This is a genomic window from Bacillus sp. B2-WWTP-C-10-Post-4, from assembly GCF_009183805.1.
Classification (GTDB): Bacteria; Bacillota; Bacilli; order Bacillales; family Bacillaceae_G; genus Bacillus_A; species Bacillus_A cereus.
Window position 1 is genome coordinate 208212 of record NZ_WEII01000001.1, and the last position, 26634, is coordinate 234845.

The window sequence follows — 26634 nt, forward strand, 5'->3', positions numbered from 1 at the left end:
TAAAGTGAAACGCTAATCTCTTCATCTGTGACCTAGATTATAAAATTACAGCTTCGAATATATACATTATATCCCTACTCGCTACATCTCTCGGGTTTCACATCGTATGGGGCTAAAAAAGGCCCTGACCGCTTCTATCCGTGGCTGGATCATCTATCCCATCTAAAAAGAAGTCTTTTATCTTTTTAATTCTTTCTCATCTTTCATGCTATAGTATCCTAAATTAACAACAATTAAGAAATAACCGCCCATAATTCCTACTGCAAATGCCCACATAACCATGTGGTGCTCAATTTCGTACATAATAATAGCACCCAAAATGGCAGCTGCAAAACGGTTAAACATACCGAGTGTCGGTGCTTTCGTCTTCTTTACAATACTATCTCCAAGCTTCTCAATTCGTCTCCCTAAAAGCCAAACGCAATACATACTTACAATAAGCCCAATTCCAGCACCTAGAAAATGAGCTGAAAACGGCGTTAACATCCAGCCTAGTAAAAGAAAACCTAGTAAATAATACGATTGAATTTTAAACGATCTTAATGACATACTAATCATGCTGTTCTCCTCTTCAGTAATTTTTATCTATCCAACAAAAAATTTCTTTCAAATTTATATTCCTTAAATCCATTTCACTCAAATTAAAAACAACATAAACAGTATGTTTATGTTGTTTAAATATTTTTAGGAAATAATATTATACAAGATTTCAAACATCATATTCTCATATTTTGTGACGGTTTTTCAAACTTTTTTCGTCCATTTATGAAAAAAATGATATCAATCTATGAACATACGGATATGATGTAATAAGCACACAAATAAAGGGGGCGTCTAATGATTTATTTTTTAATGGCTCTCATTCACCTCATTATCCCTGCACTTATTGGACTTTCATTGTATTGGTACACGAAAAACCATAGCATTTTTTACGCTGTCCTCGGTGTTCTTCTTCCAGGTATTATTCTTATTACACTCTTCCGTATTCCATTTTTAAACTTAATTCCACTTATTACTGCTATCTTATTTCTCATCTTCTTACCAAAAATAAAAAAATAGGAAAGCAGATCATAGGTGATCTGTTTTCCTATTTTGATATAGGTTCCCCTGCAATAGAATGAACTTTTACTTTCTCCGATTTCACAAACCATAGACCGACAAAAATGATAATTCCACCGATGATTTGTTGAAACGATACATATTCATTTGCCCAGACAGCTGCAAATAAAACAGCTACAAGCGGCGTTATATACATATATACCATCGTATGTGACGCCCCAATTTTTTGAACACCAACATACCACATTACTAGACCAAATACTGTTACAAAGAAAATAGAATATAGTAAAGCAAATAGTGTCATTCCGTGAGTAATGTGAAATGGCATGACAAACACATGTGGACCACTTAACAATAATAGCGGAATCGCACCCACTAATGCAGACCATGCTGTAACACGTAATGCTGAATATTTTTTAATTAATGGTCCTGCTAAAACAGGATAAAGCCCCCAGCATATTGATGTAATAAGTCCAATTCCATTGCCATAAAAAGAACTAGTAAGCGAATGTCCTGCTACTAAAACTAATGCTGCACCAACAAAGGCAGTCATAGAACCGATTAACTTTCGAGAAGAAAACTTTTCTTGTTTCAAGAAAATCGCAAATGCAGTTGTAAAAATAGGTGAAATAGAAATGAGTAAAGAGGCATTTGTAGCAGATGTATATTTGACAGTTTCCATAAATAACGTTTGATACAGTACAATACCTACAATGCTAACGATAATTAATCTAGGTATATCCTTTCGCTCCATATAAACCGACTTTTCAATAAAAAAGGTAAGGAGTAACAGAAGCGGTGCCGCCGCCATCATGCGAAGTGCAGTAAACTCAATTGCTGTAAATTCTAAAAGTCCATACTTCGCAATTGTATAGTTAATCCCCCAAATAATAACAACACTTAAAATTAACAACTCAATTCCCCATCTTCTCATGCGTATCCCCTCCGCAAAGAAGATTATACAGAAAATTCAATCACATGTACATTTCATTATGTGAAAAAATCTTTTTACTATTGAAACGTTTTGGTAAATGAAATTATATCAGCGATTTTCTGAATATATCGGCGCAACTCCATTTATATCAGCGATTTCCCAAATATATCAGCGCAACTCCATTTATATCAGCGATTTTTTCAATATATCGACTTATCAACAAAAATCGACAATAATAGCGACTTATAAAATAAAAAAGGTGATTCCAAAATACATTTTGGAATCACCTTCCCTTTACTATATTCGAACGTGTAACTTCATATTTGGATTATAAAACTGGCTTGGGCTCTTTAACTGAAAAGTTCCTCCACCTTCATGCCAATCAACAGTTAACTTATCATCCATAAATACAAGCTTTGTACGATCAGCGATAAAGTTCATTGTGCTTGATTCAATATCCACATCGCGCTCATCTTTCTCTGCTACAGCTACTAAATCGATAATTCCGCTCATAACACAACCGCAACCTTCATTATCGTAAAATAACTTTATATATTTCGCTTCACTTGGAATCGTATCCATAATCTTTTTATATGCTGCTTCTGTTACAGTAACGTACATACGTTAATCTTCATCCTCTCTTCTCTTATCATTCATATATTGTATCACCATTTTTCTCAAAAGTTATATACAGAAAATTAAGACTAATATACAATGTATGTGATAAAGTTTCAGTAATCGAGCTTTTATGAATAGTTCATGCAGGAGAAAGGAGGTTTACTATCCGTGTTCAAACTACAACGATATCCTATGTTATTAGGTCTATTGGGTAGTTTCTTCATTTCTAGCGGAATACTGTTACAGCATGTACTTCCCTATTCTCCTTCTATCGGCTGGATTCTAGGTTTTATTTGTTACCTATCCGCTTCTTATTTTACTACGAAGAATACAAACAACTCATAAAGCAAAAATCATCTTAAGGAGGATTATCAAACATGCCAGCCTTAAAAAAAATAGAGCAATCACTCAATCACTTATTCCAAATTGAAAAATACGGAAAAGATAGTGCCTTTAGTCGATTTATCCCAGCCGTATATGATCCTATCAAATTTCCTTGGCAACAATTTTTCGAAGCAAATTTTGTAGATTTATTTAACGGCCTTATGATGCACGGATCTGAAAATGTAAACAAAGTATTTTTAGCTGTATTCCCTACAGATGACGTTCTTGAAACATTCATTTCACAATCCACACCTGGTGATTTACTCTTTATGCACCATCCCCTTGTAATGGAGTGTGGTGATCCGCTTGGAAGATCAGGTCGCGGTTTCATACCAATTCCTGAAAAATATTTGCAAGGAATAAAAGAAAAACAACTTTCTATATATACATGTCATGTACCAATGGATTTTCATCAAACGCATGGAACGAGTATTTCAATTGCAAAAGCATTAAACGCTACTGTAGTGGACGACTTTGCATATGGAGGTCCAGAACAAGAACCAATTGGTCTTATTTGTGAAATAGATGAAACATCAACAGAAGCACTCCAAAAACATCTAAAACAACTCTTCCAGATTCCTTACACAGACTTCGAAGGTAAACGACATGATTCCATTAAAAAAATCGCAATTATCGCTGGGTGTGGCGATGTTGTATCTTTAATGAAGGAAGCAGAAGAAAAAGGTGCTGAAGCATATATTACAGGAGAAATCCATTGTCATATCGACAATGATTACGGCCGACATAAATACTCGCTCATTATGGATTATGTAAAAGAAACGAATATGTCTCTAATTGGTGTGTCACACTCTGCCTCTGAATATTTAGTGAAAGAGACATTGATGTATGATTGGTTTAAAGAAAATTTTGATGTGGATGTTATTTTGCTTCCGCAGGAGAAATGGTGGCTCTAACGCTATCATTTTTTAAATTTATATACACAATACAATCGACCACAGAAAAATAGAGAAATGTGAAAGCACCACCTGTACCAACGTAAATGCTTTCGTTGTGCCGGAAAACGAACCTACTGGTAGCACCGAGTTTACTGGTGCTACCAGTATTACAGCATGAATATATATTCTATTTTTCTAATCACTGACATATAGCAATTCATTTCATAAAAAAAGACCCGAGATTCGGGTCAACAAATAGAAATATAAATGAACTACAACAAATAACAGACAAAGCCATTATATATTTTTCATAGTAAAACATCCATTATTTTCTTTTTACACTATCAATATATTATTTTTCGTTATCGTCCTCTTTTTTAGAACGTCTACCTAAGAAGAACACAAAAACATTACTTCCAAATAAGTGATGTTTTTTCTATTTAATGCAGTGGTAACATAACCTCAACCGTTGTTCCAACCCCAACTTCACTTTCAAAACTCATTTTACCATTGTGGTCTTTAATAATTTTTTCTGTAACTACTAAACCTAGACCAGTTCCTGTTTCTTTCGTTGTATAAAAGGCTTCATTTAACTTTGGAATTTTATCTTTCGGAATACCACATCCCTCATCTTTCACTTGAACGATGATTCCATCTTTTACAGTAACTTTAATCGTAATTGTTCCCCCAACTGACATTGCTTCAATTGCATTTTTGATTAAATTAAAAAAGACCTGTTTTAATCGTTTTTCATCACATGTAATGGACGGTAAGTCTTTACTGTAAATACCTTGTATGTGGACTCCTTGTTTTAAAGCAGGCTTTTCCATAACTCGAATAACATAAGAGATAATTTCTTGTATGTTATGAGTTTCTGATTCTAGTGATTTAGATTTCTCAAATCCACTAAGTTCTGTAGCAATTATATGAATCCGATCTACTTCTTGTTTCATAATATCACTATAAATTTTATCCTCTGGATGCTTGTCTGCCTGTTTATTCACAAGTTTTTTTAAGTTTGCTAAAGGTCTTCTAATCTTATAACCAATAACCGTTGCCATTTTTCCAACAGCTGCTAGTTTTTCTGTCTGTTTTATTTCTTTGTCCATCATCTCAAGCGTACGAACGTAAGACTGAACCCTCAAAAATATAATCCAACATATAATAGTAAATACACTATATAATGCCATTGGGATTAAAACGAGAGAAGATTGAATAATGATTCCTGTAAGAGCGTACTTCCCGACAAGTATCGCTGGAACTAACCAGAAATATCTTTTGTTCACAAAGATTGGTGCGAACAAAATAAAAAATACTTCTACTATATTTCCACCGTCAAATTCCGCATCGCTACCATAATAAATCATAATGTTATGGATACAATCTAATACATTATAGCCAATTAGAATAATATACTTTACCACAAAAACATTCTTCCATTTCATAAAGTATATTCCAATGCAAAACAATACTACCGTCAAAAGGTAAAGCCATAAACCTAAACCATCTTCAAACTTTCCTACGCCTTCTTGCTCTCCCGCGATTAAAGGTACGATAAATTCATAGGCAAGATCATACACAAAAAATATAATAAAAAATAAACTTAAAAATACTTTCAATGCCTTTATTTCTTCATTTTTAAATATATAGCCTTTATTCATATGGTAACTCCTAGCTTTTCTTCCACTTGGATTTCAGTATTTCCACACTTCCTTGGGAGAATGATGTCTATTCTCGTTCCAGTATCTCTTTCACTTAAAATATGCAGCTCACCAAGGTGCTCGGCGACAATTCGATTCGCTACCGTAAGTCCCAGACCAATTTTATCTTGTTTCGTTGTATAAAAGGCTTCTGTAACACGGGTTAAGTTTTCTTGCTTAATACCATGACCATTATCGATTACGCTGATTATTACATATTCTTTCCCTTTATTCTCTAATTGCAAATGTAATATGCCACCTTGTTCCATTGCCTCTAAAGCATTTTTTATCGTATATAAAAAGACTCCTCTTATTTTTCGTTCATCACATTCAACTTCTATTGTTTTTTCTTCCACATTAGAAATAAACTGCACGTTTAATTCATTCATTTTTCCGCGAAGACTTGTTATTACTTGTAATACAATTTTTCCTATATCATGTTTCTTATAAATAGAAGGTTTGCATGTAGCAACTTCCATCAACTCACTTATCATATTATTCATATTTTCTATTTCAAAAATCATACGTTTATAAATAGGATCCTCTTCATGCTTCTCTCGTTGTAATTGCGTAAATCCTTTTAATGAAGCCAGTGGATTTTTAATTTCATGTCCAACAGTCGCTGCCATTTTTCCGATTACTGCTAATTTTTGTGATTCACTAGCAATCGCAATACTTTCCTTTACGGCTGAAAGATATTGTAAAAATCGATTTAAAATGATATATGCAGCTATTAACATAAGCGTACACATAATAAGGAACATAAATGCTTTTACTTCCTCTAATACAAATAAATAAATTAAATATTTTCCTACAATAGAGGAAAGTAAAAACACATAAAATTTTTTATTTAAAAATATGGGTACAAAGAAAATGAGAATAATTTCTATTATATTTGTCGCATCAAACGCCGCTTTATTATAAAAAACATATGCAAATATATTAGCGATTTCTATCGCTATGTATGCAAATATCCATGCATATTTAACAAGGTTTGCCTTCTCTTTTTTCATTAAATATATATTCACGCACAGTATTGCTAATCCGCAAATAACTTGCCATATTATGTTGTATCCCTTATCCATTATTGATTTATCTTCTAATACGATTGCATAGAAAATTTGATATACAATAACAATGACATATAACACCCATAAAAGGATTTTTGCATTCTTTTCTTCTTCTTTATATGATAGAAAACTTTCTTTCACTTCAACACCCCTTCAAAATAATATCTCGAAGAATACCATTTATTATAATAAATGATTTTCATAGACAAACAAAGATAAATCGAACATTTGAGGAAAATCGTACCAAAAACGCAATATATTTAGACTATATACAGAGCATAAAATCTATGATCATTAATACGTATATTATGGAGGATGTTTTATATAGACGGCCTAAAAGGTAAAACAAAGCTTTTAGAATGGAGCCTATTGATAGAACAGGGGGAGTTTTATGTTTGTTACTGTCGAGAAAGATGTGCATATTTTTGTGCAAGACGTTAATCCTGGTCCAGGTAGTAAGACTGTTTTCTTCGTTCACGGATGGCCTTTAAATCATCAAATGTATCAATATCAACTCAATGTTTTACCAGAGCATGGCTTTCGCTGTATTGCCATGGATATACGAGGGAATGGGCAATCTGATAAGCCATGGACTGGTTACACGTATGATCGATTAGCCGATGATATCGCAATTGTTCTGGAAGCACTTCAAGTAGAGAACGCTACATTAGTCGGTTTCTCAGTTGGTGGTGCTCTTTCTATTCGCTATATGTCTCGCTATAATGGCCGCCGCATTTCTAAGCTCGCATTAATTGACGCTGTCTCCCCCTCTTTCGTTAAAAATCAAGAGTCCCCTTACGGTGTACCGAAAGAACAAGCAGATGCTCTCATTAATCAAATGTATGCTAATTTACCAAAATTTTTAAATGATGTATCTTTATCCTTTTTCAATAGAAACTTAGGAGCTGCAACCCTTGAATGGTTTTCTTATCTCGGTATGCAGTCCGCTTCTTATGCCCTTATCAAAATTTTACAAGCAGCTGCAAATGAAGATGTAACGAAAGATTTAAATAAAATTAACGTCCCAACAAAAATCTTCCACGGCGTTCACGATCAACTAATTCCTTACAAAAGTGCTGAACTTACACAACAACGAATTAAAAATTCTCAGTTACATGCTCTTACAAATAGTGGTCATGGTTCACCAATCGATCAAGTGGATGAATTAAATAAAGAACTGATAAAATTTTTACAAACATAACAACTGCAATATAAGAATGAAAGTTAACATAATCGTTTTTATAAAACATAAAATTCACACATTTCTCACAAATACACGAATAAAACGATTACATTTTCATATATACTAAATGTACAAGTAATACTCCCTAAACCCAGCTTGTCTGGTTACCCCGTTAAATACTATGAAAAAAGAACTTGTATCGTTATACAAGTTCTTTTTGTTTCTTTTATTTAAAGAGGATATCTTTACTATATTGATTTCCAACGAGTAAATCATATTGAAGCATTTTATATTGCTCTAACATTTCGTTTTGTTTCTTTGTTAAATCATTGATTACTTCTCCATTTTTATCAACTTTTAATTCATCTCTAAGCACTGGTATTTCCTTGTAAAGTTCCGATAAAAATTGATAAAATAAGGATTTATTTAATCCTGCATAATCAAAAATAAGATTAGAAAAATGAATTGGGCTTACTAAACCTAAATTATCATTTGGCATATCAAAGTTTGCATACATTAATAACGGAGTTTGCGCCATCGCTAAACGTTCACTCGGTGTTTTTTCATTCGTTATATACCCGTTTTCTTTATAAAAAGATTTATTTGTTCCTAATGATGGAAGATGATCTCCAAAGAATACTAATAATGTAGGTCTATCTAAATTATCTAGTTGCTCTATTAAATATTGAAGGGCCTCATCTGAACGTCTTAATCCTTCTGTATACGTCTCTAATTCTCCCTTTGATTCTTCATTTTCTAGACCGCTAATTTCTATTAGGTTTTCACCAAATCGGCCTTCTGTAAATGGAAAATGATTTTGCATCGTAACTGCATGAATAAATGTTGGCTGTTTTTGTTCCTCTAACTCAGCAATTATCTCTTTACTCATCGCTAAATCACTAATATAATCTCCATCAATATCCACATTTTCCATCGTGTCCTCTGCATTAAACTTATCAAATCCTAACACCTTATATACATCGTCACGTTTAAAGAATGTGCGACCAAATGAATGAATTGCACTTGTATAATAACCTTCTTTTTTCAACGCCGTAGGGATTGATGGAACTTCTTTCTTATTTGTAATAACCTGCTGATATGGTATAGAACCTGGCTTTAACAAACTCATTGAATAACTTGTTAATGCCTCAAATTCAACGTTCGCTGTATTTCCCCCAAATGTAGGAGAAATAGTTTGTCCCCCAGGAAAGTTTTCTATATAATGATGCAAATTTGGTACAGGATCTTCACTAAAAGAAAGGTTGGTTACTTTCGTCGGATCCCAAAACGATTCACTCATTACAAAAATAATATTCGGTTTCTCTTTTTTCTTTTGATTCCCTATATTTCCACTATATTGTTTTTTTATATCGTTTGCTATTTGAAGCATATTTTCTTTAGAATAATTTTTTGATTTTTCCATAACTGTTGTATCTAAATTGCTAATAAACCCAAGTACAAAACCATTTGAAGCGTAGTTCTCATTTTGATTCCACAAAACAAAATCTACACCTGATTTTTGAAATACTTTATTCATAAATGTATTCGCAAAATTACCGTACGCATATAGAACAAAAATAGATCCTACTACTAATAAGGCTCTTATTCCTAGATGAATCTTTACATTTTGAATGTACCTTCTCATATATATCCCTGCTACAATACAAGCTACGATACTTACGATAATGACAAAAATATAACTCCAACTAAAATAGTCCATTACCATCGGTATAACAGATTGCATATGCGTAATTTGTGTGAAATCAGAAGGATATAACGGATCACCTCTGAAAATAAGCTTCAAATAATTCACAATACATAAAATGACTAACGTACAGCTCGTTAAAACCATACTTAGAAAAACCTTACCTATTAAATTATATACAAGAATATATATTGCATAAATTACTACAAAACTTAATATAAACTGCATATTATAAAAGTAAATCCAATTCATTGCCTCTATGAAACTCATATTAACTTGCATGACAATATAAAATAACGCTACTGTATGAGCTAGTAAAAGTAATATAAAATGCACTCGCAGGGATGCTCTAAGTATAGACATCTCTTTTTTATTGAAATGCGTAATATAAAACGTTATGCCCCATATGAAAATCATCATAACACTTAAAACAAGCTTTTGATTTAAATGATCTTTCATCATGTCTAAATTAAAAACCTTTAAAATCATAAACAGCATAGTTATTACTAATAAAGTCACCATACTACTTATAATGCTAGAAATTAATATATTTCTTTTTGGAAGATGAAAAAGTGTAGAACCATACTTCAATTCATTCCCTCGTTTCTATGTCTTAATTTCCCCCGCATCGAAAGAACTATTTCTATTAAAATAACATATATTACATATTTCGTCTGCATACTTGCTTCTACCATAAATGTATTGTCTTAATATTCCCTTAATCAACAGTTAAATTGTGGTATACAAATTACTCATTCTTGAAAAACTTAATTTCAGCATTCCACTTTATGATATAATAACTATGTTTTGGAAATCCTTAATACTATTAAAGATTTCACATAAAAATATGAAAGAATTAATAAAAAAGGAGTTGCTCATTTTTGCTTACTAAGTTTAAGAGTTTGCCTAAAGCGGTATATGCAATTTTGGCGCTTTCTTTCCTGTTGCACGTTTTTTGTTTAGTAAAACAGCCAGGATTAGATGGAGAGTTAGTCAAAGTAACATATGGTGCAAATGATGCCTTTAACTATTCGTTAACAGCTGAACAACTATTAAAACATGGTGTATTTGGTTATGTGTATTTAGAACCTAGTGAAGTTCCAGGGAAAAATGCATATATTACACCAGGTCAGCCATTACTATTAGCTGGCGCTATGATTATTTCTGATATTACATCAATTCCTTACTATTACGTAGCAACTGTTATTAACATGATCATGAACCTTTGCACAGTGCTATTAGTATTCTTAATAGGAAAAGAATTGTTCGAAAAAAACATTTATGGAATTGTTGCAAGTATTTTATATGCTATTTATCCAAGTAACTATACATACTTCCGTACATTGCTAACAGAAGTTCCATCCATATTCTTATTGGCGTTATGTGTATATGTATTTGTTCTCGCATGGAAATACAATAAAGTGAAATTCCATATATGGTTTGGAATTGTCGTTTCAATTTTACTTATGTTCCGTCCAAATCCAGCTCCAATGATGCTCATTCCTGTTCTTGTTGTGTTATTTACATATGGATTTAAAGAATCCATTCGAATCGGATTGTTATGGTTTATCGGACCTTTCTTTATTATTGGCGCATGGGTTGTTCGTAACTACTTAGCACTCAACCAATTTATTTTATTCTCAACCCAAGGTGCAGATCCACTAATTGCCGGTGCAGATCCATTTAATAAAATTGGATATGAAAATATAGTAAATGAAATGAGAGCTAAAGGCTTAGATGACAAAGGTGCATACGCAAAAGAATTAATTAAGAACGGATTTAAGACGGACTTCACTTATTGGTTCTCTTGGTTCACTGTCGGTAAAACAATTGAATTATTCAAAACAGCTCCTGCTGTAGACCAATATCGTATTCACAACTTTATGCAACTATGTCATAGAGTGTTTATCATCGGTACATTCTTGAGCAGCTTCTGCTTCATGCTAAATTCATTTAAACATAAACGCGTTATGATGCTAGTAGCAAGTTCAATTATTTACATTATCTTCTCAAACTTATTCTTAGCAATTAATCGCTATGGATTTTTCATTAATCCTCTTATGTGCTTAATTCTTGCATACGGATTAATTCACATTGTGCAGAAGCTTCCATTCTTCCGCACTAATCAAGCATAATAAGAAAGAGGTCGTCCACCGTTGGACGACCTCTTTCTTATTACCCCACACTTTACACACGGCCAATTTGTCCATTCTGTAATCACACTTTAATTCCGTATGTATGTGTGTCTGTATTTGTCAAAATATCTTTCACAACACCACTCACTGTTTTACGTATAAATGCAAGTTTTTTACAACTATTACTATAACGAAAAGAGAAAATGATTAGTATGTGTATTATATAAAAGGAAGCAGCCATATTTTCCATACGATACATACGAGCACTATAACTACAAAATCAAAAAAATCTAATCTCGGTCCTTTTTTCATATTCATATGTAGCCACATATGAAACCATTTTATTTTTGTATATTTATGGATGTTTTTCTTTGCAAATCGGTAAATAAGCATTTGCATAATAAAAAATCCGGCCACAAAAATAAATAATAAGATGAGAAATCCAATCACAAAATTCCTCCTATTTTTGTAGCGTTTTTTCTACTATCCGATTTTTCAAAACCCACTCTTCAAACTGGGCACTTCCAAATTCCCAACTAAGATCGCGAGCATGTACAGAAAAAACGTAATAACCGGCATATTCGTCCATAAACCTACCTAACTCTACATCGTCTTTCTGAATACCGTATACTCCAAAATTAAAATACACATCCCATACGTCTTCATTCTTCCTCTTATAAGCGATCGATTCCATATCACATTCTGTCCCGAAATAATCAAGATGTAAATGTACGCTATCATCGTATTCGTACTCCATTTTATCACCCCTTATATTTGTACTTCTTTACCACCCAAAAAATTCCTGCTATCTACACTCACATATGGGCACTTACCTACATATCATGCTTGTAGAGTGACTTCTAGGAGGTGTTATATAGTGAAAAAATTAATCGCGATTTTTTGCATCATGTTACTAGCTGTTTTTACTTTTGCTGCTTGTAGTAGTAAAAAAGAAAGTACGAGAGAACAAACTCAAAACATTCGCGTTGGCGAAGTTACCCATTCTCTCTTCTATGCCCCATTATATGTCGGGATTGAAAAAGGATTTTTTAAAGATGAAGGACTAAATATTGACCTACAAACAACAGCTGGTGGCGATAAAACGATGACCGCCCTATTATCTGGCGGAATTGATATTGCTCTCGTCGGTTCTGAAACGTCTATTTACGTTCATCAACAAGGAGCGAAAGACCCTGTCATTAACTTTGCACAGCTTACACAAACAGATGGGACATTTTTAGTTTCACGTAAAAAACTAGACTCTTTTAATTGGAATGACGTAAAAGGTGTTACATTTTTAGGACAACGTAAAGGCGGCATGCCGCAAATGGTTGGGGAATACGTTTTAAAGAAAAATGGCATTGATCCTCGGAAAGATACGAACTTAATTCAAAATATCGAATTTGCTAATATTGCAAATGCCTTTGCATCTGGTACAGGAGAGTTTGTGCAGCTCTTTGAACCGACTGCAAGCATATTCGAAAAAGAAGGTAAAGGTTATATCGTCGCTTCATTCGGAAATGAATCTGGTACTGTTCCTTATACAACGTTCATGGCAAAAGAAAGTTTCTTAAAGAAAGATAAAGCTGCTGCTGAAAAGTTCACACGTGCGCTCTATAAAGCACAGCAATGGGTTGATACACATAGTCCAGAAGAGATTGCTGATGCTGTTTCTCCGCTATTTAAAGACACTTCAAAAGACATTACAGTAAAAGTAATTGAACGGTATAAAAAACAACATTCTTATGCGACAAATCCACTACTAGATGCGGAAGAATGGAAACAACTCCAAACTATTATGAAAGACGCTGGTGAATTACAAAAAGAAGTCCCACATGAAGCGCTCGTCAATACAAAAATTGCCGAAAGCGTTATTAAGAAATAGAGGCGAAGTGTATGAGTTTTTTACAAATACGTAACGTTTCTCACTGTTTTTTCGCAAAAGAGAACGCCAAACTTATTCTCGAAGATATGAGCTTACAAGTGGAAGAAGGCGAATTTATTTCTATACTCGGCCCAAGTGGTTGCGGTAAAACAACGCTCCTCTCAATCATTGCTGGACTACTTGATCCAATTGATGGTATCGTCTTTTTAGATGGTGAACCAATTACAACGAAAACTTCATCTATGGGATATATGTTGCAGCAAGATTACTTATTCCCGTGGAAAACGATTGAAGAAAATATTATGCTTGGACTTCATATTCGAAAGATTTATGATGAACAGATGAAAGAACATACTTTAAATCTTTTACAACAAGTCGGTCTACATGGGGTAGAAGGACAATATCCTCGTGAACTATCCGGCGGTATGCGTCAACGTGCTGCTCTCGTTCGAACGTTAGCAACTGATCCGAAAATTTTATTACTAGATGAACCATTCTCCGCACTCGATTATCAAACGAAATTAAAACTAGAAGAACTCGTTTTCAACTTACTAAATAAATATAAGAAAACATCACTACTTGTTACTCACGATATTGAAGAGGCGATTGCGATGAGTGATCGTATTTATTTACTGCAAGCGAATCCTGGAAAAATCGCAAAAACCTTTATCGTCCCGGAAAGTATCCGTTCTTTATCACCGTTAGAAGCACGCCATCACTACGATTTCCCAGCCCTCTTTCAAGATATATGGAAGGAGCTGGAACGACTTGGATAATATAAAACAACTACATGAACAATTTCGAAAGAAAGAACGCAGGCGTGCTTGGATTGCTCGCTCATTACAGCTTTTACTACTTATTCTTTTCTTTGCACTATGGGAAATAGCTAGCAAAAAAGAATGGATCGATCCTTTGCTCTTTAGTTCTCCTTCGAGTATTTGGGATCTCTTCTTAACGAAATGGATCGACGGTTCACTTTGGGTCCACATATGGACGACATTGCTGGAAACAGGAGTAGGTTTCATTCTCGGAACGGTACTCGGTGCTATTATTGCCACATTTCTTTGGTGGATGCCACTTCTAGCCCGCGTACTTGATCCTTACCTCGTCGTCCTAAATGCAATGCCAAAAGTTGCACTCGGTCCAATCATCATCGTTATTTTCGGTCCAAACATTTCATCTTCTATCGCAATGGGAGTAATCATTTCCATCATCATTACCATTCTCGTTATTTACAGTGCATTTCAAGAAGTCGATTCTAACTATATAAAAGTGATGGACACATTTGGCGCAAATAAATGGCAATGTTATAAGCAAGTCGTTCTCCCTGCATCCTTTCCAGCAATTATCTCAACGTTAAAAGTAAATGTTGGTTTATCCTGGGTCGGTGTTATTTTCGGAGAACTTCTCGTTTCCAAACAAGGACTTGGCTACTTAATTAGCTACGGATTCCAAGTCTTTAACTTCACACTCGTCTTACTTAGCGTACTACTCACATGTGTTCTTGCAACTCTTATGTATGTATTTGTTGAGGCATTTGAAAAAATTCTAATTGGAAAAAGAAAAAGAAGCTGACTCAAAACAGTGCGCTATAGTCAGCTTCTTTCTTTTACCTTTTATCACACATTTTCGTTTCATTTGTAATGTTTCCATCCGCAACCGTAACTGTATGGAAACAGTCTTTCACACGTACTGTAACGACATTATCTTTTCGATCTATCACATGATAATCATTAAACTTTTCATTCAAAGCACTACGAATTTGCTCCCCTTCAAAAATCGGAAAACCGTGAGACATTACCCAAATGAGACCAGCAACAGCAAGAATCGTTTTCATACGTTTCATTACCTCCTCGAGAGTAAACTTATAGTCCCTACAACACGCGCATTATAATTGTGTCTAAATTGTGACATTTTTATACTAATTCTATTTTATACCGCAAGTTCCTTCTTCTTTTTAATAAAAATACAGAATTTTCAATTTTATCAACATAAAAAAACGCAAAGAATTAAAAATTCTTCACGCTTTTCTTTAACGAAACTATATCGAAAGCATAACTCACATTAGTCTCCACTTTGTTGTTCTATCGTTTTTGAAACATCATATAATCCCGACAGCACTTCCGCTCTCATTTTTACAAGCTCAGGGAACTGATAGAAGAAAGCAATTTTTTTATATTTTAACTCTGTTCCTTCTTTCACCTTTTTTGAATCTTGTAAAATGAACGCTGTAAATGTATCTGCGATATCCTCCGTTACATTTGTTGTTCCATACAGCGATACAAAATCATCATGCTTTTCTTTATAAAATTCAATTTGTGCCTCTTCACTTTCTTCTACTTTCTTTTCTGTCCACTCTTGCTCAATTGGTTTCCAAAATTCATTATAAAATTGGTTAATATACGAAGTTTTTCTCGCACATCCATTTTTCAAGAACACCGTGTTACATTTATTTCGATATGATGAAATGTCTTTCTCTTCATCAAACGCCTCTAAATATTTCCTATCCACTGGTACTTGTTTATGCCCAATCGTTAATACGTGAGCCGTTTCATGAATTAATGTTTTCATCACTTCATCTATATTCACCCCAGAATCGAGCACGTCTAAACTAAGCAACCAATCTCTCGGGTCATCCATACTTGGCATGACATGGGCAACAACGCCGTCATAACCATCCGTTATTAAATCCAACCCTGTTATATTCTCACGATATTTCACTGGAATGAGAGTGCGATACATGTCCCATAACGTTTCATGATACTCTCTATCTTGCCGCTGGCTTAACAAATCATCTTTTGCTACTTTATCATCTGCAAAAACTTTATTCAATCTCTTACGATCCAATTTCTCAAAATAAGGATCTACAATTTCATCATCATCGATATAATAAGAAGCTAAAAAGAAGTAATTGTCATCCTCTTCTTTTTTCTGTTCCGCCTCTTTCATATTCATACTTTCATACTCTTCTATGTCATAATCCTCTACTTTTTCAAGTTCTGAAAGTCCCTCTATCTTTTTATATACTTTTTGTAATGTTTTATCTCCTATTTGCGTGCACTCTTCTTCTGTTTTACAAATTTCTTTTTCTTTCGTAACCTCGATAGCACTCTCGCATCCTGCAACTAAACTGCTTGCTATAATACAACACACTAACTTGCCATACAGTTTCTTCATACAATCCCCCATTATTCCATTCTACAAAATATCATAATCATTTTTTTGCGAATATGCGATAATTAATTATAAAAACTGCAAGGAGGCTTCCCATGATTCGTGCAATCTTATTCGACTTAGATGGAACACTATTAGATCGGCGCCAATCTTTAGAACAATTTATTTGTGAGCAATATAATCGCTTCGCCTCACATTTGAAGAGCATAGAGAAATCAAAGTATTGTTCTCGATTTCTTGAACTCGATAATAATGGCTATACGTGGAAGGATAAAGTATATGCTACTCTCCTTTCCGAATACAACATTACTACTTTAACGCAAGAACAACTACTACACGACTATATTACAAACTTCCAACATCATTGTATTCCTTTCAAAAACACGCATGAACTACTTCAACAGTTAAAACAGCGAAACATTAAAATTGGTATTATTACAAATGGTTTTACTGAATTTCAGATGAGCAACCTTCGAGCACTACATATACATACGTATACAAACACCATTCTCGTTTCAGAAGCTGAAGGTATTAAAAAACCTCATCCTGAAATTTTCGAACGTGCTTTGCAAAGACTAGATGTGAAGGCAGAAGAATGTCTTTATGTTGGAGATCATCCAGAAAACGATGTGCTTGGTTCTGAACAAGTAGGGATTCTTGGTGTTTGGAAAAAAGATTCGTTTTGGGGTGATTTTAAGCATTCACGTATCGTAGATGATTTGTTGGGGGTGCTTTCGTTTTTAGAGGTGGAGGTATCAACACAATAATAACAAATAAATTATATCAGCGATTTTCACAATATATCAATTCACCAACCAAAAGTAACAATAATAAGAGGAGGCGTTTTTCACAAACGCCTCCTCTTATTATTCATACACTGTAAACTGAGGTTTACTCGGATGATCTTTTACTAGCGCATCATCTGGAAACTTTGAAACTTTTTGATATACGGCAATGTCACCGATACAACCTCCTGTTAGTAGAATTCCTAAAAATGAGAGTGGCTCCAGATTCATAGCTACTCCCAATACAATTGGCAAAATTCCAGTTGGTAAAAACGGAAGCATTAACACTTTCTTCATTTGCTTTACTGTAACCGCCTGTTTAGAATGAGCATATGCAACACCTAATTTCCAATTAACGCCCCATTTTAGTTCACTCCACGGAACACCTCCGATATAGCGAAAGCCAATTAAATGTATCGCCTCATGAATACAAACGAGAACAATCATTGCGATAATAAAAAGAAACATCGTTAATAATGTAACTTCAACTTGAACCCCACCTGAAAGAAATATATGCAAATAACCAATTCCAAACGACAAAGCAATTATTATAAAAAATAAAGAAAAGTTTAATTTAACCATCGAAACAGTAACAGTCGTTTCTTTTCTTTTATCCATCTTCCCCCTCCTAAAATGTAAATATATCTTTACAAAATTGTATAATATACCCAAAATAATGTAAAGATATATTTACATTTATTCTTACATACAAAAAAAGAAACCGGCTACTTTACTTCGTAAAACAGCCGATTTCTTCTATATGTTTCATCGTACGCGCTAATACGTCATCGCGCATTATAAAGCTAAATTTTCTATTCGTTTTAATGTTGTCAGGAATGTCTTTTAATAAAACAGACCCTTTCGTTTCTTCGTAATGCGTATGTTCTTCTACCGCACTAATTGTTGCAAAATAAATGTTTTTAATGATTATTTTGTCTTTTCCAGATACTTTGTATTGTCCTAAGTAAGTTAAATCAGAAACTATGCCGCCGGTTTCTTCATGAACCTCTCGAACTGCCGCTTCTTCCGGTGTTTCCCCTAGTTCTACTTTACCACCTGGAAATTCAAGACCGCGACGTAAATGATGCGTTAATAACCATTGATCCCCGTACCGGCATACAACCCAAACATGCTTTGGCTCAGGAGAAAATGGATAACGTTCAAACGATAATTGTACAGTGTTGTGGTAATAATCTTTAAATTTGTACATGCCATTACTCCCCTATTGATGGTTACAAGTTTTTCCTACCACAAATTGTAGCATATTCTCGCTTTTCTGCATAATATTATCCAATTACAATCCATTGATTATTCCCATTTGCGCGACTAATTCTTTCGTCTCATGATTTCCTAAATCGTAAATCATTTTATATGCTTTTTGTAGTTGTTCATCATATCGGTCATTATTTGAATCGTGATGATACTCAACAAATGGAACGTGGGAGCGTACAAATGACCCTAAATCTTCTACATATGCTTGATCAAAGTGCTCTCTTAATTCCGTAATTTCCTCATCATTTGCGGAAATCTCAAAATTATACGTATCTGCCGTCTTCACTTGTGAAATTTGACCATTTCCTATTGATATATAATATGTTTTTTTCGTCTCCATGTAACACCCTTCTTTCATCCTTTTATTTTCTATTGTTTTCATCAATTACAAAATTATGTAAAATAAAGAAAAGGAGGGATTTTATGTTCAAAATATTAATTATCGGTATTATCATCGTCCTAATCATCCTCGTACTCTCCATCATGACAATTAATAAAGGCTATGCTTATAAACATTCCGTCGATAAACTAGAAGACAATCCTTATACAAAAAAGAATAAGGAGAATTCCTAATATGCTTCGTATACTTCGCATCATAGTAGCACTCACTGTGATCGTTATGTCGGCAATTGGATTATATACAGGTCAAAATAATTTTTTACCTCTTTCACAATTTCTATTAGGGGCTTTAATGTTTCTCATCGCATTTGAACAAATAAAGAAAAAGGAGGCAGCAACTGGATTTATTTGTATTATTGCCGGTGCTTTCATTTGGATAGTTCTCATTATTACCTACATAAAATAGAGGAGGTCTTTTATGCTAAAAGGGGGTCGGATTACTTTATCACTTATTGCCTTATCTATAGCAATCTATGGATTTTTTACTGGTAGTAGAGAAATAATGCCTTATATGTTCATCTTTTTAGGAGGTATGGCCCTCACCATAAGTTTAGAGGAAATATTAAAACGACAAACAGGAGGTAGTCTGCTCGCTCTACTAGCAGGGGCCGCTGCTTTATTTATTGGTTTCACAGAAATATTCTAGTAAATGGTCTAAAGGAGGCTATACAATGCTAACTCTAACTATATTACGGAGTTTTTTAGCATTTCTCATGCTTCTCTTACTCATTCTAAGCACTTATATCCATGTTACCGATAATTTTTCACTTCTCCCATACGTACAATTTATTCTCAGTTGTTTCTTTATTCTTCTAGGAATTAATGAATTGAAATCCGGACGAAAATCAATGAGTATCCCGTATTTTTTCGTTTCCAGTCTCATATTCTTCTTTTTAATATCAAACTACTTTCGTTATATGTAGAATGAAATTTTGACCAATTTAGCATTTATAATTATTTTCTCTCAGTAACTATTTCTTTCTACTTAAGGGGGATTCCATGTTAAAAAACATTCAAATTATAATCGCCACTATCGCTCTTTCTCTCGCCCTATTTAGCTTCTTTGCAAACTTCACTATTCTTTTACCTTACGTGTCTATCCTTTTAAGTATTATGTGTATCCTTTTTGGAATCGATGAAATAAAGAAGCAGCAAAAAACGAAAGCATTTGTTTATTTTCTCTGTTCTGCCTTTGTTTTATATGTTGGAGTGTCTAGTATACTTTCATAAAAAAAGAACATGTTCGCTCTTAATAAAATAAAAAACTGCCCTTTCACAGGCAGTTTTTCTTTTTATCCAAAAACTTTCTCAAGTTCATCTTTATCTTGGCTTAACCAGAAGTTCATTAAGCGTTGTGCTCCTTCTAAGTCGTGAAGCTTCGCTTGACCACATTGCGTTTCATTTGCAGCCGGAATTTCTGTAATTTGAACCGCATCTTTTAATGTTAGTTCTAATAAATCAATGATTTCTCGAACTGTCGGCGTTCCGCTCACTACAAGATAATATCCTGTTTGGCAGCCCATCGGTGAAATATCGATAATATCAAAATGCGGATAACGATCAATATATTTACGTAAATTAAATGCTAATAAATGCTCTAACGTATGAATAACATCTGGTTTCATTGCTTGTTTATTCGGTTGACAGAAACGAATATCAAATTTATTTACAATACCGTCACTACCTACATTGTGAACTCCGCAATGTCTTACATAAGGTGCCTTTACAATCGTATGATCTAATTCAAAGCTTTCTACTGATGGCATACAACATCTCTCCCGCTTTTAATTTAATTCCGTTATATCCAATATGATATAACGGAAATGCACATTAGTAAAGTATTATGTACAGTCGTGCTATAATACTTTAAGAATATGCTGAAAAGGAGACCGTTATGAAACAGATTTTTATTGGGATTATACGCTTTTATCAAAAGTTCATTTCTCCGATGACACCACCAACATGCCGCTTTTATCCAACTTGTTCTCATTATGGATTAGAGGCGTTTCAAAAACATGGTGCACTCAAAGGCTTTTGGCTTACTTGTAAGCGTATATTAAAATGTCACCCTTTCCACCCGGGAGGATTTGATCCTGTCCCAGATAAAAAGGATGACAAAGTAAATTCTTAATTGTCGTAACCATTCACAACTAAATCTAATTTTCCTGTATCAGGATCTATAACAAGACCGTGAACAGGTACTTCTTCCGGAAGTAATGGGTGGTTGCGAAGTACTGATACGCTATGTTCTACACTTTCTTCCACACTAGAGAAACCACGCAAGAATTGTTCTAAATCGATTCCAGAATAACGAAGCATATCTAATTTCTCTTCTGTTATACCGCGTTCTTTCATTCTCTCAATCGTACTGCTTGCTTGAATTTTTGCCATACCACAATCATGGTGACCAACTACACATACTTCATCAGCGCCAAGTTCGTATACAGCGACTAAAATACTACGCATAATACTTCCAAATGGATGTGAAATAACAGCGCCTGCTACTTTAATAATTTTCACATCACCGTTACGCATATTCATCGCTTTTGGTAATAGTTCAACAAGTCGTGTATCCATACAAGAAATAATTACCATCTTTTTGTTTGGAAATTTCCCCGCTACAAACTCTTCATATTTTTTCTCTTCAACAAATTTCTCATTGTACTGCAAAATCTCTTCTAATGACTTCATAGTAAAGGACCCTCTTTTCTCTCGTTTACACTACATAAATAGTGTACCAAAATATGAAAAACTCAAAAAGGATATCGCTTTATAGTAAAAATAAGATATTTTCAGATAATCGACATAATTCTTTCAAAATATACACACATCTTTGTAACAAGTTTCACATACTTTAAACGTATTTTCACTATAAACTGATTGTAGATAATGTAAAAAAGGAGTGAATATTTATTATGTCCGACGTTCTGTTACTAAGTCGTTTTCAATTTGCAATTACTATTTTTTATCACTTTTTATTTGTACCTTTGACAATCGGACTTGTCATTTTAGTAGCATGTATGGAAACTCAATACGCCCGCACATTGAATCCAACATACCGTAAAATGGCAAATTTCTGGGGTAAATTATTTACAATTAACTTCGTAATGGGGATTATAACCGGGATTACGATGGAATTCCAATTTGGAACAAACTGGTCTGAGTACTCCAAATATATGGGAGACATTTTCGGATCACCTCTCGCAATCGAAGCACTCGTTGCCTTCTTCTTAGAATCTACTTTCATGGGAATATGGTTATTCGGTAAAGACAAAATTTCACCAAAGTTCCGTGCCTTCTGTATGTGGATGGTTGCACTTGGAACAAACATTTCCGCACTTTGGATTATTACAGCAAACGGCTTTATGCAAAATCCTGTTGGCTACGTAGTACGTAACGGCCGCGCTGAATTAAATGATTTCTGGGCACTCGTTACGAATCCATACGCTTGGAATATGTTCTTCCATACTGTAGTTGGTTGTTATATCGTAGGTGCTTTCTTCGTTATGGCAATTAGTGCCTATCACTTATTACGTAAAAATGAAGTAGAATTCTTCAAAAAATCATTTAAGTTTGGTTTAATGTTAGGCTTATTCGCCGCAACAATTACACCGTTTATGGGACATCAATCTGGTGTATCAGCAGCTAAATATCAACCCGCAAAAGGAGCTGCGATGGAAGCAGTTTGGGAAACTGGAAAAGGACAAGGCTTCTCAATTGTTCAAATTCCTGATGTAAAAAATGAGAAGAACTTTGAATTCCTTACGATTCCAAAACTCGGAAGCTTCTTCTACACAAATTCATTTGATGGCGAAATTGTTGGTTTAAAAGATATTCCGAAAGATGAACGTCCAAATGTTAACCTTGTGTATTATAGCTTCCGCTTAATGGTTGCACTCGGTATGTTCTTTATGGCATTAACTTGGTATGGCTTCTATTTAAACCGAAAAGGAAAACTAGAAAACTCAAAACGTTATTTAAAAATTACAATATGGTCTGTCTTACTTCCTTATATCGCAATTAACGCAGGATGGATTGTCGCTGAAGTAGGTCGTCAACCATGGACAGTATATAAACTAATGCGTACAGCAGAATCTGTATCACCTATATCTGTCCCGCAAATTTGGTTCTCATTAATTAGTTTAATTTTATTCTACACTTTACTTTTAATCGCAGACGTATACTTAATGCTGAAGTTCGCGAAAAAAGGACCTGCCGCATTAGAAGAACCTGCTACTGAGGGAGGTGTGGCTCATGTCTCATGATATGCTTGCAATCATCTGGTTCGGTTTATGGGGCGTGATTTGGACAGTTTACTTCATTCTTGACGGGTATGCACTTGGTAACGGAATGATTTTTCCTTTCGTTACGAAAGACCGACAAGAACGAAATCAATTACAAGAAGCAATTGGCCCGTTCTGGGGCGGTAATGAAGTATGGTTAATTACAGCTGGTGGCGCAACATTTGCTGCCTTCCCAGTCACATATGCTAATATGTTTAGTTATTTATATACACCGTTATTCTTAGTATTACTTGCACTATTTGCTCGTGCCGCTGGACTGGAATTCATGCATAAAGATGATTCACCAATTTGGCAAAAAACTTGTAAATGGGCATTTGCAATTGGCAGTTTCCTAATCGCCTTCTTATTCGGTGTTACATTCGCTAATCTTTATTACGGACTACAAATCGGAAAAAATGGCTATGAAGGAAATTTACTTAGCTTACTAAACCATTACGGTATATTAGGTGGTCTTTTCTTCACTGCTATATTTGTCGTATCCGGTGCCCTTTGGGTCATGATTAAAACGACTGGTGAAGTATCCGACCGTGCTTATAAAATCGCAAGACCATTTTCAATGGCAGCAGCTATTATTTTAGCTATCTTCTATGTAGCAACTGCTAATCGGACAAACTTATTCCAAAACTTTACGGAATATCCGGTACTATTCATTCTTCCAGTACTTGCAATGCTAATGAGTGTACTCGCACTTATTATGGTGTACAAACATAAAATTGGCCTTGCATTCACATTCATTTGCCTAACAATCGCAATGTTTATGACAACTGGCTTTGCAGGTATGTTCCCAAGAATGTTACCATCTCGTATTAACGATGCATACAGTACAACGTTATACAACGCAGCTGGTAGTCAATTAAACTTAAAAATTATGTTCTTCGTTGCAATGATCATGGTACCAATCGTTATTGGATATCAGCTTTGGAGCTACAGTATCTTTAAAAATAAAATTCATAAAGACTCTGCTAAAGGATATCACTAAAATAAAAAAGACACTTCGTTTGAAGTGTCTTTTTTTGTACGTATGATTTTCGATAAGATGTTATATTTCTAATCTAACAACTACACTATAGAAGAATCATTAACAGCTCACAGCTAGATTGTATCATAGGGCAACTTCATCATTTTATGCAATTTTACATATTGTGCTATAAAGTAAACTGTATCCCCTGATCATTTACATCATTATCCCATACATCAGCTGTACTAATCCCGCTAAACGTTTGTACTTTCATTCCTGTATTTGATGACCCCGATCCATTATAAGCCTTCGTCTTTTCAATCGGCTGTACGTTATATTTATCCCCTACATTAATTGTTCCATTGCAATTTTCAATAATAACACCTTCCACAACTGCCGGCATTTTGTCACCCACTTTCATTTCTTTACTTTTATTTTATGAAAATCGCCTAGAAAAATAGCATGTTTCAATAAGAAAAAGCACTCAATTTGAGTGCTTTTTCTTTAAGCATAAAGACAAGTTTGGAGACAGTTGACTTCTTCAAAATTTTATTAGGGGTAATATTTTGAAAAAGAAAGCCTTTCATATGTAGGTTAACACCACTGGAATATATAGTAAATTGATAATATTTATACGGAAGATTGCTAATGTTTAGTATAGATAGTTTACACTACGCTAACAGTGAAAACTATCTATACTAATAAAAAAGGTGCCTTCAAAAAAGACACATTTCAAAAACAGACACTATAAAACAGAATTATTTATTGTTATACGATTGTTAGATACAAAAAGTAGAGGGAAATGTTTGTATTAAATTCTGCTTTATAAAGTCTGTCTACAAATTATATTGTAATCCTCTTCATTTGAAAAAAAATATAATATGCACAATTGCATACAAAAAGAAAAAGCACTCTACTGAGTGCCTTTTCAACCATTTTACTTTTAATATATCGCTTTACATACATTGTAACATATGTATCTATATATTTTATTGAGAAAATTCTAAATCATTTTTTCTTTCATTTTCAATTATAAAATCATGTAATATAAAGGATATGTCAAATTATTATACAAATTGAGGTGTACTATATTTATGTATTTTGGAATTATTCCTCTTATATTGTTTATTATTTTTCTTATCTCCTATTTAAAAGATCCACGAAAAATAATAAACGGCTTTTTATTTAATGCCTTTTTCTGTTTTTTCCTTCTGTTTTGTATACTTGTCTCTTGGGACTCAAGTAATACTATCCTAGGCTACATAATAGTCTTACCTATTTTAGCAGTGATCGTTATGATTCCTTTCGGTGTTGTTGCTTTAATGTTTGGGCTATTTCTGAATGCGAGAATTTTAATGAAACGAGAAGGACGACGTTTTACTAACTGTTTAACACTTATTGCTGCTTTAGGTATTTTATTCTCTATATTATTCCTTTTCATAAGTCCAGCAAGTTTCTTCTCATCACATTTGCAACCTATTTTTGGTGGAATTTCTCTTATAACCATATATTTCTTTATACACTTATCTAACTTCTTAAGTGCATATTTTTTATACCAATTCAACAGACCAAGACGTAATCAAGATTTCATCATCGTTCTTGGTAGCGGCTTAATTAATGATAAAGTACCACCATTACTTGCAAGCCGCATTAATAAAGCTATCGACTTCTATTGGAAACAAGCAGCTGTAAATACACCACCAACAATTATTTTCTCTGGTGGTCAAGGTCCAGATGAAGGTCTTCCAGAGGCAGAAGCAATGCAAAATTATGCTGTTGAAAAAGGAATTCCTCTTGAACATACAGTGCAAGAAAATCGCTCTGTAAACACATATCAAAATATGTTGTTCTCTAAAGAAATTATGGATTCTTTAAAACCTGAAGGTAAATATAAAAGTATTTTTACCACAAATAATTTCCACCTTTTCCGCGCTGGCATATACGCTAGACAAGCTGGTCTTAATAGCCAAGGAATCGGGTCAAAAACTGCATTTTATTACTGGCCTAACGCAATGATTCGCGAATATGTTGCGATTGTCGTAATGGGACGTAAGCGCCATATGAAAATATGTGGAACTATTTTAGGTTTCGCTCTATTCGTATCAATACTTAGTTTTATATTTTCTTAATAGCATCCCATCCTTTGAAAGGATGGGATTTCTTATACTAATTT

At 34.0% G+C, this 26634-nt stretch carries 33 protein-coding genes and 1 pseudogene; 17 read left to right on the forward strand and 17 right to left on the reverse strand.

What is annotated here, in order from left to right; all coding sequences use genetic code 11:
- Positions 1 to 177 precede the first annotated feature (177 nt).
- Positions 178 to 558, reverse strand: a complete 381-nt coding sequence (locus GBN78_RS01125) for an ATP synthase subunit I (protein WP_128267164.1) — start codon at positions 556 to 558, stop codon at positions 178 to 180.
- Positions 559 to 837: 279 nt separating this feature from the next.
- On the opposite strand from GBN78_RS01125, the gene GBN78_RS01130 reads away from it, so the two are divergent.
- Positions 838 to 1059 carry a hypothetical protein gene (locus tag GBN78_RS01130; protein WP_000639042.1) on the forward strand — a complete coding sequence of 74 codons (222 nt, stop codon included), beginning with the start codon at positions 838 to 840 and terminating at the stop codon, positions 1057 to 1059.
- 28 nt (positions 1060 to 1087) lie between these two features.
- Here the strand turns inward: GBN78_RS01130 and GBN78_RS01135 are convergent, their stop codons facing one another.
- Together GBN78_RS01135 and GBN78_RS01140 are read right to left on the reverse strand one after the other, a co-directional pair.
- Positions 1088 to 1993, reverse strand: a complete 906-nt coding sequence (locus tag GBN78_RS01135; RefSeq protein WP_001255414.1) for a DMT family transporter — start codon at positions 1991 to 1993, stop codon at positions 1088 to 1090.
- A 297-nt stretch (positions 1994 to 2290) separates the two neighbouring features.
- Entirely contained in the window at positions 2291 to 2614 is a 324-nt protein-coding gene (locus GBN78_RS01140) for an iron-sulfur cluster biosynthesis family protein (protein ID WP_000289569.1), read from the reverse strand.
- 165 nt (positions 2615 to 2779) lie between these two features.
- Here GBN78_RS01140 and GBN78_RS30050 point away from each other — a divergent pair, with 165 nt between their 5' ends.
- On the forward strand, positions 2780 to 2956 hold the full coding sequence (locus tag GBN78_RS30050) for a hypothetical protein (RefSeq protein WP_033685738.1): 177 nt from the start codon (positions 2780 to 2782) through the stop codon (positions 2954 to 2956).
- A gap of 32 nt (positions 2957 to 2988) precedes the next feature.
- Positions 2989 to 3909 carry a Nif3-like dinuclear metal center hexameric protein gene (locus tag GBN78_RS01145; protein WP_001111132.1) on the forward strand — a complete coding sequence of 307 codons (921 nt, stop codon included), beginning with the start codon at positions 2989 to 2991 and terminating at the stop codon, positions 3907 to 3909.
- Between the two features lie 422 nt (positions 3910 to 4331).
- On the opposite strand, the gene GBN78_RS01150 is transcribed toward GBN78_RS01145, so the two are convergent.
- Together GBN78_RS01150 and GBN78_RS01155 are read right to left on the reverse strand one after the other, a co-directional pair.
- Entirely contained in the window at positions 4332 to 5552 is a 1221-nt protein-coding gene (locus GBN78_RS01150) for an ATP-binding protein (protein WP_001032638.1), read from the reverse strand.
- On the reverse strand, positions 5549 to 6802 hold the full coding sequence (locus GBN78_RS01155; RefSeq protein WP_128267167.1) for an ATP-binding protein: 1254 nt from the start codon (positions 6800 to 6802) through the stop codon (positions 5549 to 5551). Before GBN78_RS01155 ends, GBN78_RS01150 begins: the two co-directional genes overlap by 4 nt.
- Before the next feature lie 250 nt (positions 6803 to 7052).
- Between GBN78_RS01155 and GBN78_RS01160 the strand changes: the two genes are divergently transcribed.
- Positions 7053 to 7862: an alpha/beta fold hydrolase gene (locus GBN78_RS01160; protein WP_152126884.1), complete on the forward strand. Its 810-nt coding sequence runs from the start codon at positions 7053 to 7055 to the stop codon at positions 7860 to 7862.
- Positions 7863 to 8070: 208 nt separating this feature from the next.
- Here GBN78_RS01160 and GBN78_RS01165 read toward each other — a convergent pair whose 3' ends face one another.
- Complete coding sequence (locus GBN78_RS01165) at positions 8071 to 10140, reverse strand: LTA synthase family protein (RefSeq protein WP_152126887.1); 2070 nt, start codon at positions 10138 to 10140, stop codon at positions 8071 to 8073.
- Positions 10141 to 10430: 290 nt separating this feature from the next.
- Here GBN78_RS01165 and GBN78_RS01170 point away from each other — a divergent pair, with 290 nt between their 5' ends.
- A complete protein-coding gene (locus GBN78_RS01170) occupies positions 10431 to 11684 on the forward strand; it encodes a glycosyltransferase family 39 protein (protein WP_000956220.1) in 1254 nt (417 codons plus the stop codon).
- Positions 11685 to 11766: 82 nt separating this feature from the next.
- On the opposite strand, the pseudogene GBN78_RS30560 reads toward GBN78_RS01170, so the two are convergent.
- From GBN78_RS30560 to GBN78_RS01185, 3 genes and pseudogenes are all read right to left on the reverse strand, one after another.
- A pseudogene (locus GBN78_RS30560) lies at positions 11767 to 11838 on the reverse strand (DUF2196 domain-containing protein); the annotation flags it as partial.
- A 65-nt stretch (positions 11839 to 11903) separates the two neighbouring features.
- Positions 11904 to 12134 (reverse strand): hypothetical protein, encoded by a 231-nt coding sequence (locus tag GBN78_RS01180; RefSeq protein WP_000578981.1) that lies wholly within the window; start codon positions 12132 to 12134, stop codon positions 11904 to 11906.
- Positions 12135 to 12144: 10 nt separating this feature from the next.
- Complete coding sequence (locus GBN78_RS01185) at positions 12145 to 12441, reverse strand: DUF3986 family protein (RefSeq protein WP_000455580.1); 297 nt, start codon at positions 12439 to 12441, stop codon at positions 12145 to 12147.
- 120 nt (positions 12442 to 12561) lie between these two features.
- Between GBN78_RS01185 and GBN78_RS01190 the strand changes: the two genes are divergently transcribed.
- From GBN78_RS01190 to GBN78_RS01200, 3 genes are read left to right on the forward strand one after another with little or no spacing between them, the layout of a single operon-like run.
- A complete protein-coding gene (locus GBN78_RS01190; protein ID WP_152126889.1) occupies positions 12562 to 13569 on the forward strand; it encodes an ABC transporter substrate-binding protein in 1008 nt (335 codons plus the stop codon).
- Positions 13570 to 13580: 11 nt separating this feature from the next.
- Positions 13581 to 14345: an ABC transporter ATP-binding protein gene (locus GBN78_RS01195; protein WP_000009029.1), complete on the forward strand. Its 765-nt coding sequence runs from the start codon at positions 13581 to 13583 to the stop codon at positions 14343 to 14345.
- Positions 14338 to 15144: an ABC transporter permease gene (locus tag GBN78_RS01200; RefSeq protein WP_000368771.1), complete on the forward strand. Its 807-nt coding sequence runs from the start codon at positions 14338 to 14340 to the stop codon at positions 15142 to 15144. Before GBN78_RS01195 ends, GBN78_RS01200 begins: the two co-directional genes overlap by 8 nt.
- Positions 15145 to 15178: 34 nt before the next feature.
- On the opposite strand, the gene GBN78_RS01205 is transcribed toward GBN78_RS01200, so the two are convergent.
- Entirely contained in the window at positions 15179 to 15406 is a 228-nt protein-coding gene (locus GBN78_RS01205) for a hypothetical protein (protein ID WP_000849112.1), read from the reverse strand.
- A 227-nt stretch (positions 15407 to 15633) separates the two neighbouring features.
- Positions 15634 to 16746 (reverse strand): hypothetical protein, encoded by a 1113-nt coding sequence (locus GBN78_RS01210; protein ID WP_000737831.1) that lies wholly within the window; start codon positions 16744 to 16746, stop codon positions 15634 to 15636.
- Positions 16747 to 16838: 92 nt separating this feature from the next.
- Here GBN78_RS01210 and GBN78_RS01215 point away from each other — a divergent pair, with 92 nt between their 5' ends.
- Entirely contained in the window at positions 16839 to 17510 is a 672-nt protein-coding gene (locus GBN78_RS01215; protein WP_000617253.1) for an HAD family hydrolase, read from the forward strand.
- Positions 17511 to 17609: 99 nt separating this feature from the next.
- Here the strand turns inward: GBN78_RS01215 and GBN78_RS01220 are convergent, their stop codons facing one another.
- The 3 genes from GBN78_RS01220 to GBN78_RS01230 all read right to left on the reverse strand — a co-directional run bounded on the left by GBN78_RS01220 (position 17610) and on the right by GBN78_RS01230 (position 19140).
- Entirely contained in the window at positions 17610 to 18146 is a 537-nt protein-coding gene (locus GBN78_RS01220) for a DUF3267 domain-containing protein (RefSeq protein ID WP_000361291.1), read from the reverse strand.
- Between the two features lie 112 nt (positions 18147 to 18258).
- The gene (gene mutTA, locus GBN78_RS01225; RefSeq protein WP_000276385.1) at positions 18259 to 18738 is read right to left on the reverse strand and encodes an antimutator 8-oxo-(dGTP/GTP)ase; all 480 of its coding nucleotides are present in this window, start codon (positions 18736 to 18738) and stop codon (positions 18259 to 18261) included.
- A gap of 84 nt (positions 18739 to 18822) precedes the next feature.
- A complete protein-coding gene (locus GBN78_RS01230) occupies positions 18823 to 19140 on the reverse strand; it encodes a hypothetical protein (RefSeq protein ID WP_000448409.1) in 318 nt (105 codons plus the stop codon).
- A gap of 83 nt (positions 19141 to 19223) precedes the next feature.
- Between GBN78_RS01230 and ytzI the strand changes: the two genes are divergently transcribed.
- From ytzI to GBN78_RS01250, 4 genes are all read left to right on the forward strand, one after another.
- A complete protein-coding gene (ytzI, locus tag GBN78_RS01235; RefSeq protein ID WP_000472791.1) occupies positions 19224 to 19373 on the forward strand; it encodes a YtzI protein in 150 nt (49 codons plus the stop codon).
- Position 19374: 1 nt separating this feature from the next.
- Positions 19375 to 19605 (forward strand): DUF3953 domain-containing protein, encoded by a 231-nt coding sequence (locus tag GBN78_RS01240; RefSeq protein WP_000944456.1) that lies wholly within the window; start codon positions 19375 to 19377, stop codon positions 19603 to 19605.
- Positions 19606 to 19617: 12 nt separating this feature from the next.
- The gene (locus tag GBN78_RS01245) at positions 19618 to 19845 is read left to right on the forward strand and encodes a DUF3953 domain-containing protein (RefSeq protein WP_000911652.1); all 228 of its coding nucleotides are present in this window, start codon (positions 19618 to 19620) and stop codon (positions 19843 to 19845) included.
- Positions 19846 to 20198: 353 nt separating this feature from the next.
- Positions 20199 to 20429 carry a YczI family protein gene (locus GBN78_RS01250; protein ID WP_000916673.1) on the forward strand — a complete coding sequence of 77 codons (231 nt, stop codon included), beginning with the start codon at positions 20199 to 20201 and terminating at the stop codon, positions 20427 to 20429.
- A 62-nt stretch (positions 20430 to 20491) separates the two neighbouring features.
- On the opposite strand, the gene luxS is transcribed toward GBN78_RS01250, so the two are convergent.
- The gene (luxS, locus tag GBN78_RS01255; RefSeq protein ID WP_001141371.1) at positions 20492 to 20965 is read right to left on the reverse strand and encodes an S-ribosylhomocysteine lyase LuxS; all 474 of its coding nucleotides are present in this window, start codon (positions 20963 to 20965) and stop codon (positions 20492 to 20494) included.
- 128 nt (positions 20966 to 21093) lie between these two features.
- Here luxS and yidD point away from each other — a divergent pair, with 128 nt between their 5' ends.
- Positions 21094 to 21330, forward strand: a complete 237-nt coding sequence (yidD, locus tag GBN78_RS01260; protein WP_000809334.1) for a membrane protein insertion efficiency factor YidD — start codon at positions 21094 to 21096, stop codon at positions 21328 to 21330.
- Here the strand turns inward: yidD and GBN78_RS01265 are convergent.
- Entirely contained in the window at positions 21327 to 21890 is a 564-nt protein-coding gene (locus GBN78_RS01265) for a beta-class carbonic anhydrase (RefSeq protein ID WP_000838164.1), read from the reverse strand. The genes yidD and GBN78_RS01265 overlap by 4 nt on opposite strands.
- A 224-nt stretch (positions 21891 to 22114) precedes the next feature.
- Between GBN78_RS01265 and cydA the strand changes: the two genes are divergently transcribed.
- A complete protein-coding gene (cydA, locus tag GBN78_RS01270) occupies positions 22115 to 23464 on the forward strand; it encodes a cytochrome ubiquinol oxidase subunit I (RefSeq protein WP_001286188.1) in 1350 nt (449 codons plus the stop codon).
- A complete protein-coding gene (gene cydB / locus GBN78_RS01275; protein WP_000017658.1) occupies positions 23454 to 24482 on the forward strand; it encodes a cytochrome d ubiquinol oxidase subunit II in 1029 nt (342 codons plus the stop codon). The genes cydA and cydB overlap by 11 nt, the downstream gene beginning before the upstream one ends.
- 166 nt (positions 24483 to 24648) lie before the next feature.
- Here the strand turns inward: cydB and GBN78_RS01280 are convergent, their stop codons facing one another.
- Complete coding sequence (locus tag GBN78_RS01280) at positions 24649 to 24882, reverse strand: spore germination protein (RefSeq protein ID WP_002005871.1); 234 nt, start codon at positions 24880 to 24882, stop codon at positions 24649 to 24651.
- 673 nt (positions 24883 to 25555) lie between these two features.
- On the opposite strand from GBN78_RS01280, the gene GBN78_RS01285 reads away from it, so the two are divergent.
- Positions 25556 to 26590 (forward strand): YdcF family protein, encoded by a 1035-nt coding sequence (locus GBN78_RS01285; protein ID WP_002098000.1) that lies wholly within the window; start codon positions 25556 to 25558, stop codon positions 26588 to 26590.
- The last annotated feature ends 44 nt before the right edge of the window (positions 26591 to 26634 follow it).

What these genes read in the sequence shown, in the direction of transcription:
- GBN78_RS01125 (WP_128267164.1), bottom strand. Translation starts at nt 558, where the DNA reads ATGATTAGTATGTCATTAAGATCGTTTAAAATTCAATCGTATTATTTA.
- GBN78_RS01130 (WP_000639042.1), top strand. Translation starts at nt 838, where the DNA reads ATGATTTATTTTTTAATGGCTCTCATTCACCTCATTATCCCTGCACTT.
- GBN78_RS01135 (WP_001255414.1), bottom strand. Translation starts at nt 1,993, where the DNA reads ATGAGAAGATGGGGAATTGAGTTGTTAATTTTAAGTGTTGTTATTATT.
- GBN78_RS01140 (WP_000289569.1), bottom strand. Translation starts at nt 2,614, where the DNA reads ATGTACGTTACTGTAACAGAAGCAGCATATAAAAAGATTATGGATACG.
- GBN78_RS01145 (WP_001111132.1), top strand. Translation starts at nt 2,989, where the DNA reads ATGCCAGCCTTAAAAAAAATAGAGCAATCACTCAATCACTTATTCCAA.
- GBN78_RS01150 (WP_001032638.1), bottom strand. Translation starts at nt 5,552, where the DNA reads ATGAATAAAGGCTATATATTTAAAAATGAAGAAATAAAGGCATTGAAA.
- GBN78_RS01160 (WP_152126884.1), top strand. Translation starts at nt 7,053, where the DNA reads ATGTTTGTTACTGTCGAGAAAGATGTGCATATTTTTGTGCAAGACGTT.
- GBN78_RS01185 (WP_000455580.1), bottom strand. Translation starts at nt 12,441, where the DNA reads ATGGAGTACGAATACGATGATAGCGTACATTTACATCTTGATTATTTC.
- GBN78_RS01195 (WP_000009029.1), top strand. Translation starts at nt 13,581, where the DNA reads ATGAGTTTTTTACAAATACGTAACGTTTCTCACTGTTTTTTCGCAAAA.
- GBN78_RS01205 (WP_000849112.1), bottom strand. Translation starts at nt 15,406, where the DNA reads ATGAAAACGATTCTTGCTGTTGCTGGTCTCATTTGGGTAATGTCTCAC.
- GBN78_RS01210 (WP_000737831.1), bottom strand. Translation starts at nt 16,746, where the DNA reads ATGAAGAAACTGTATGGCAAGTTAGTGTGTTGTATTATAGCAAGCAGT.
- GBN78_RS01215 (WP_000617253.1), top strand. Translation starts at nt 16,839, where the DNA reads ATGATTCGTGCAATCTTATTCGACTTAGATGGAACACTATTAGATCGG.
- GBN78_RS01220 (WP_000361291.1), bottom strand. Translation starts at nt 18,146, where the DNA reads ATGGATAAAAGAAAAGAAACGACTGTTACTGTTTCGATGGTTAAATTA.
- mutTA (WP_000276385.1), bottom strand. Translation starts at nt 18,738, where the DNA reads ATGTACAAATTTAAAGATTATTACCACAACACTGTACAATTATCGTTT.
- GBN78_RS01230 (WP_000448409.1), bottom strand. Translation starts at nt 19,140, where the DNA reads ATGGAGACGAAAAAAACATATTATATATCAATAGGAAATGGTCAAATT.
- ytzI (WP_000472791.1), top strand. Translation starts at nt 19,224, where the DNA reads ATGTTCAAAATATTAATTATCGGTATTATCATCGTCCTAATCATCCTC.
- GBN78_RS01240 (WP_000944456.1), top strand. Translation starts at nt 19,375, where the DNA reads ATGCTTCGTATACTTCGCATCATAGTAGCACTCACTGTGATCGTTATG.
- GBN78_RS01245 (WP_000911652.1), top strand. Translation starts at nt 19,618, where the DNA reads ATGCTAAAAGGGGGTCGGATTACTTTATCACTTATTGCCTTATCTATA.
- GBN78_RS01250 (WP_000916673.1), top strand. Translation starts at nt 20,199, where the DNA reads ATGTTAAAAAACATTCAAATTATAATCGCCACTATCGCTCTTTCTCTC.
- luxS (WP_001141371.1), bottom strand. Translation starts at nt 20,965, where the DNA reads ATGCCATCAGTAGAAAGCTTTGAATTAGATCATACGATTGTAAAGGCA.
- yidD (WP_000809334.1), top strand. Translation starts at nt 21,094, where the DNA reads ATGAAACAGATTTTTATTGGGATTATACGCTTTTATCAAAAGTTCATT.
- GBN78_RS01265 (WP_000838164.1), bottom strand. Translation starts at nt 21,890, where the DNA reads ATGAAGTCATTAGAAGAGATTTTGCAGTACAATGAGAAATTTGTTGAA.
- cydA (WP_001286188.1), top strand. Translation starts at nt 22,115, where the DNA reads ATGTCCGACGTTCTGTTACTAAGTCGTTTTCAATTTGCAATTACTATT.
- cydB (WP_000017658.1), top strand. Translation starts at nt 23,454, where the DNA reads ATGTCTCATGATATGCTTGCAATCATCTGGTTCGGTTTATGGGGCGTG.
- GBN78_RS01280 (WP_002005871.1), bottom strand. Translation starts at nt 24,882, where the DNA reads ATGAAAGTGGGTGACAAAATGCCGGCAGTTGTGGAAGGTGTTATTATT.
- GBN78_RS01285 (WP_002098000.1), top strand. Translation starts at nt 25,556, where the DNA reads ATGTATTTTGGAATTATTCCTCTTATATTGTTTATTATTTTTCTTATC.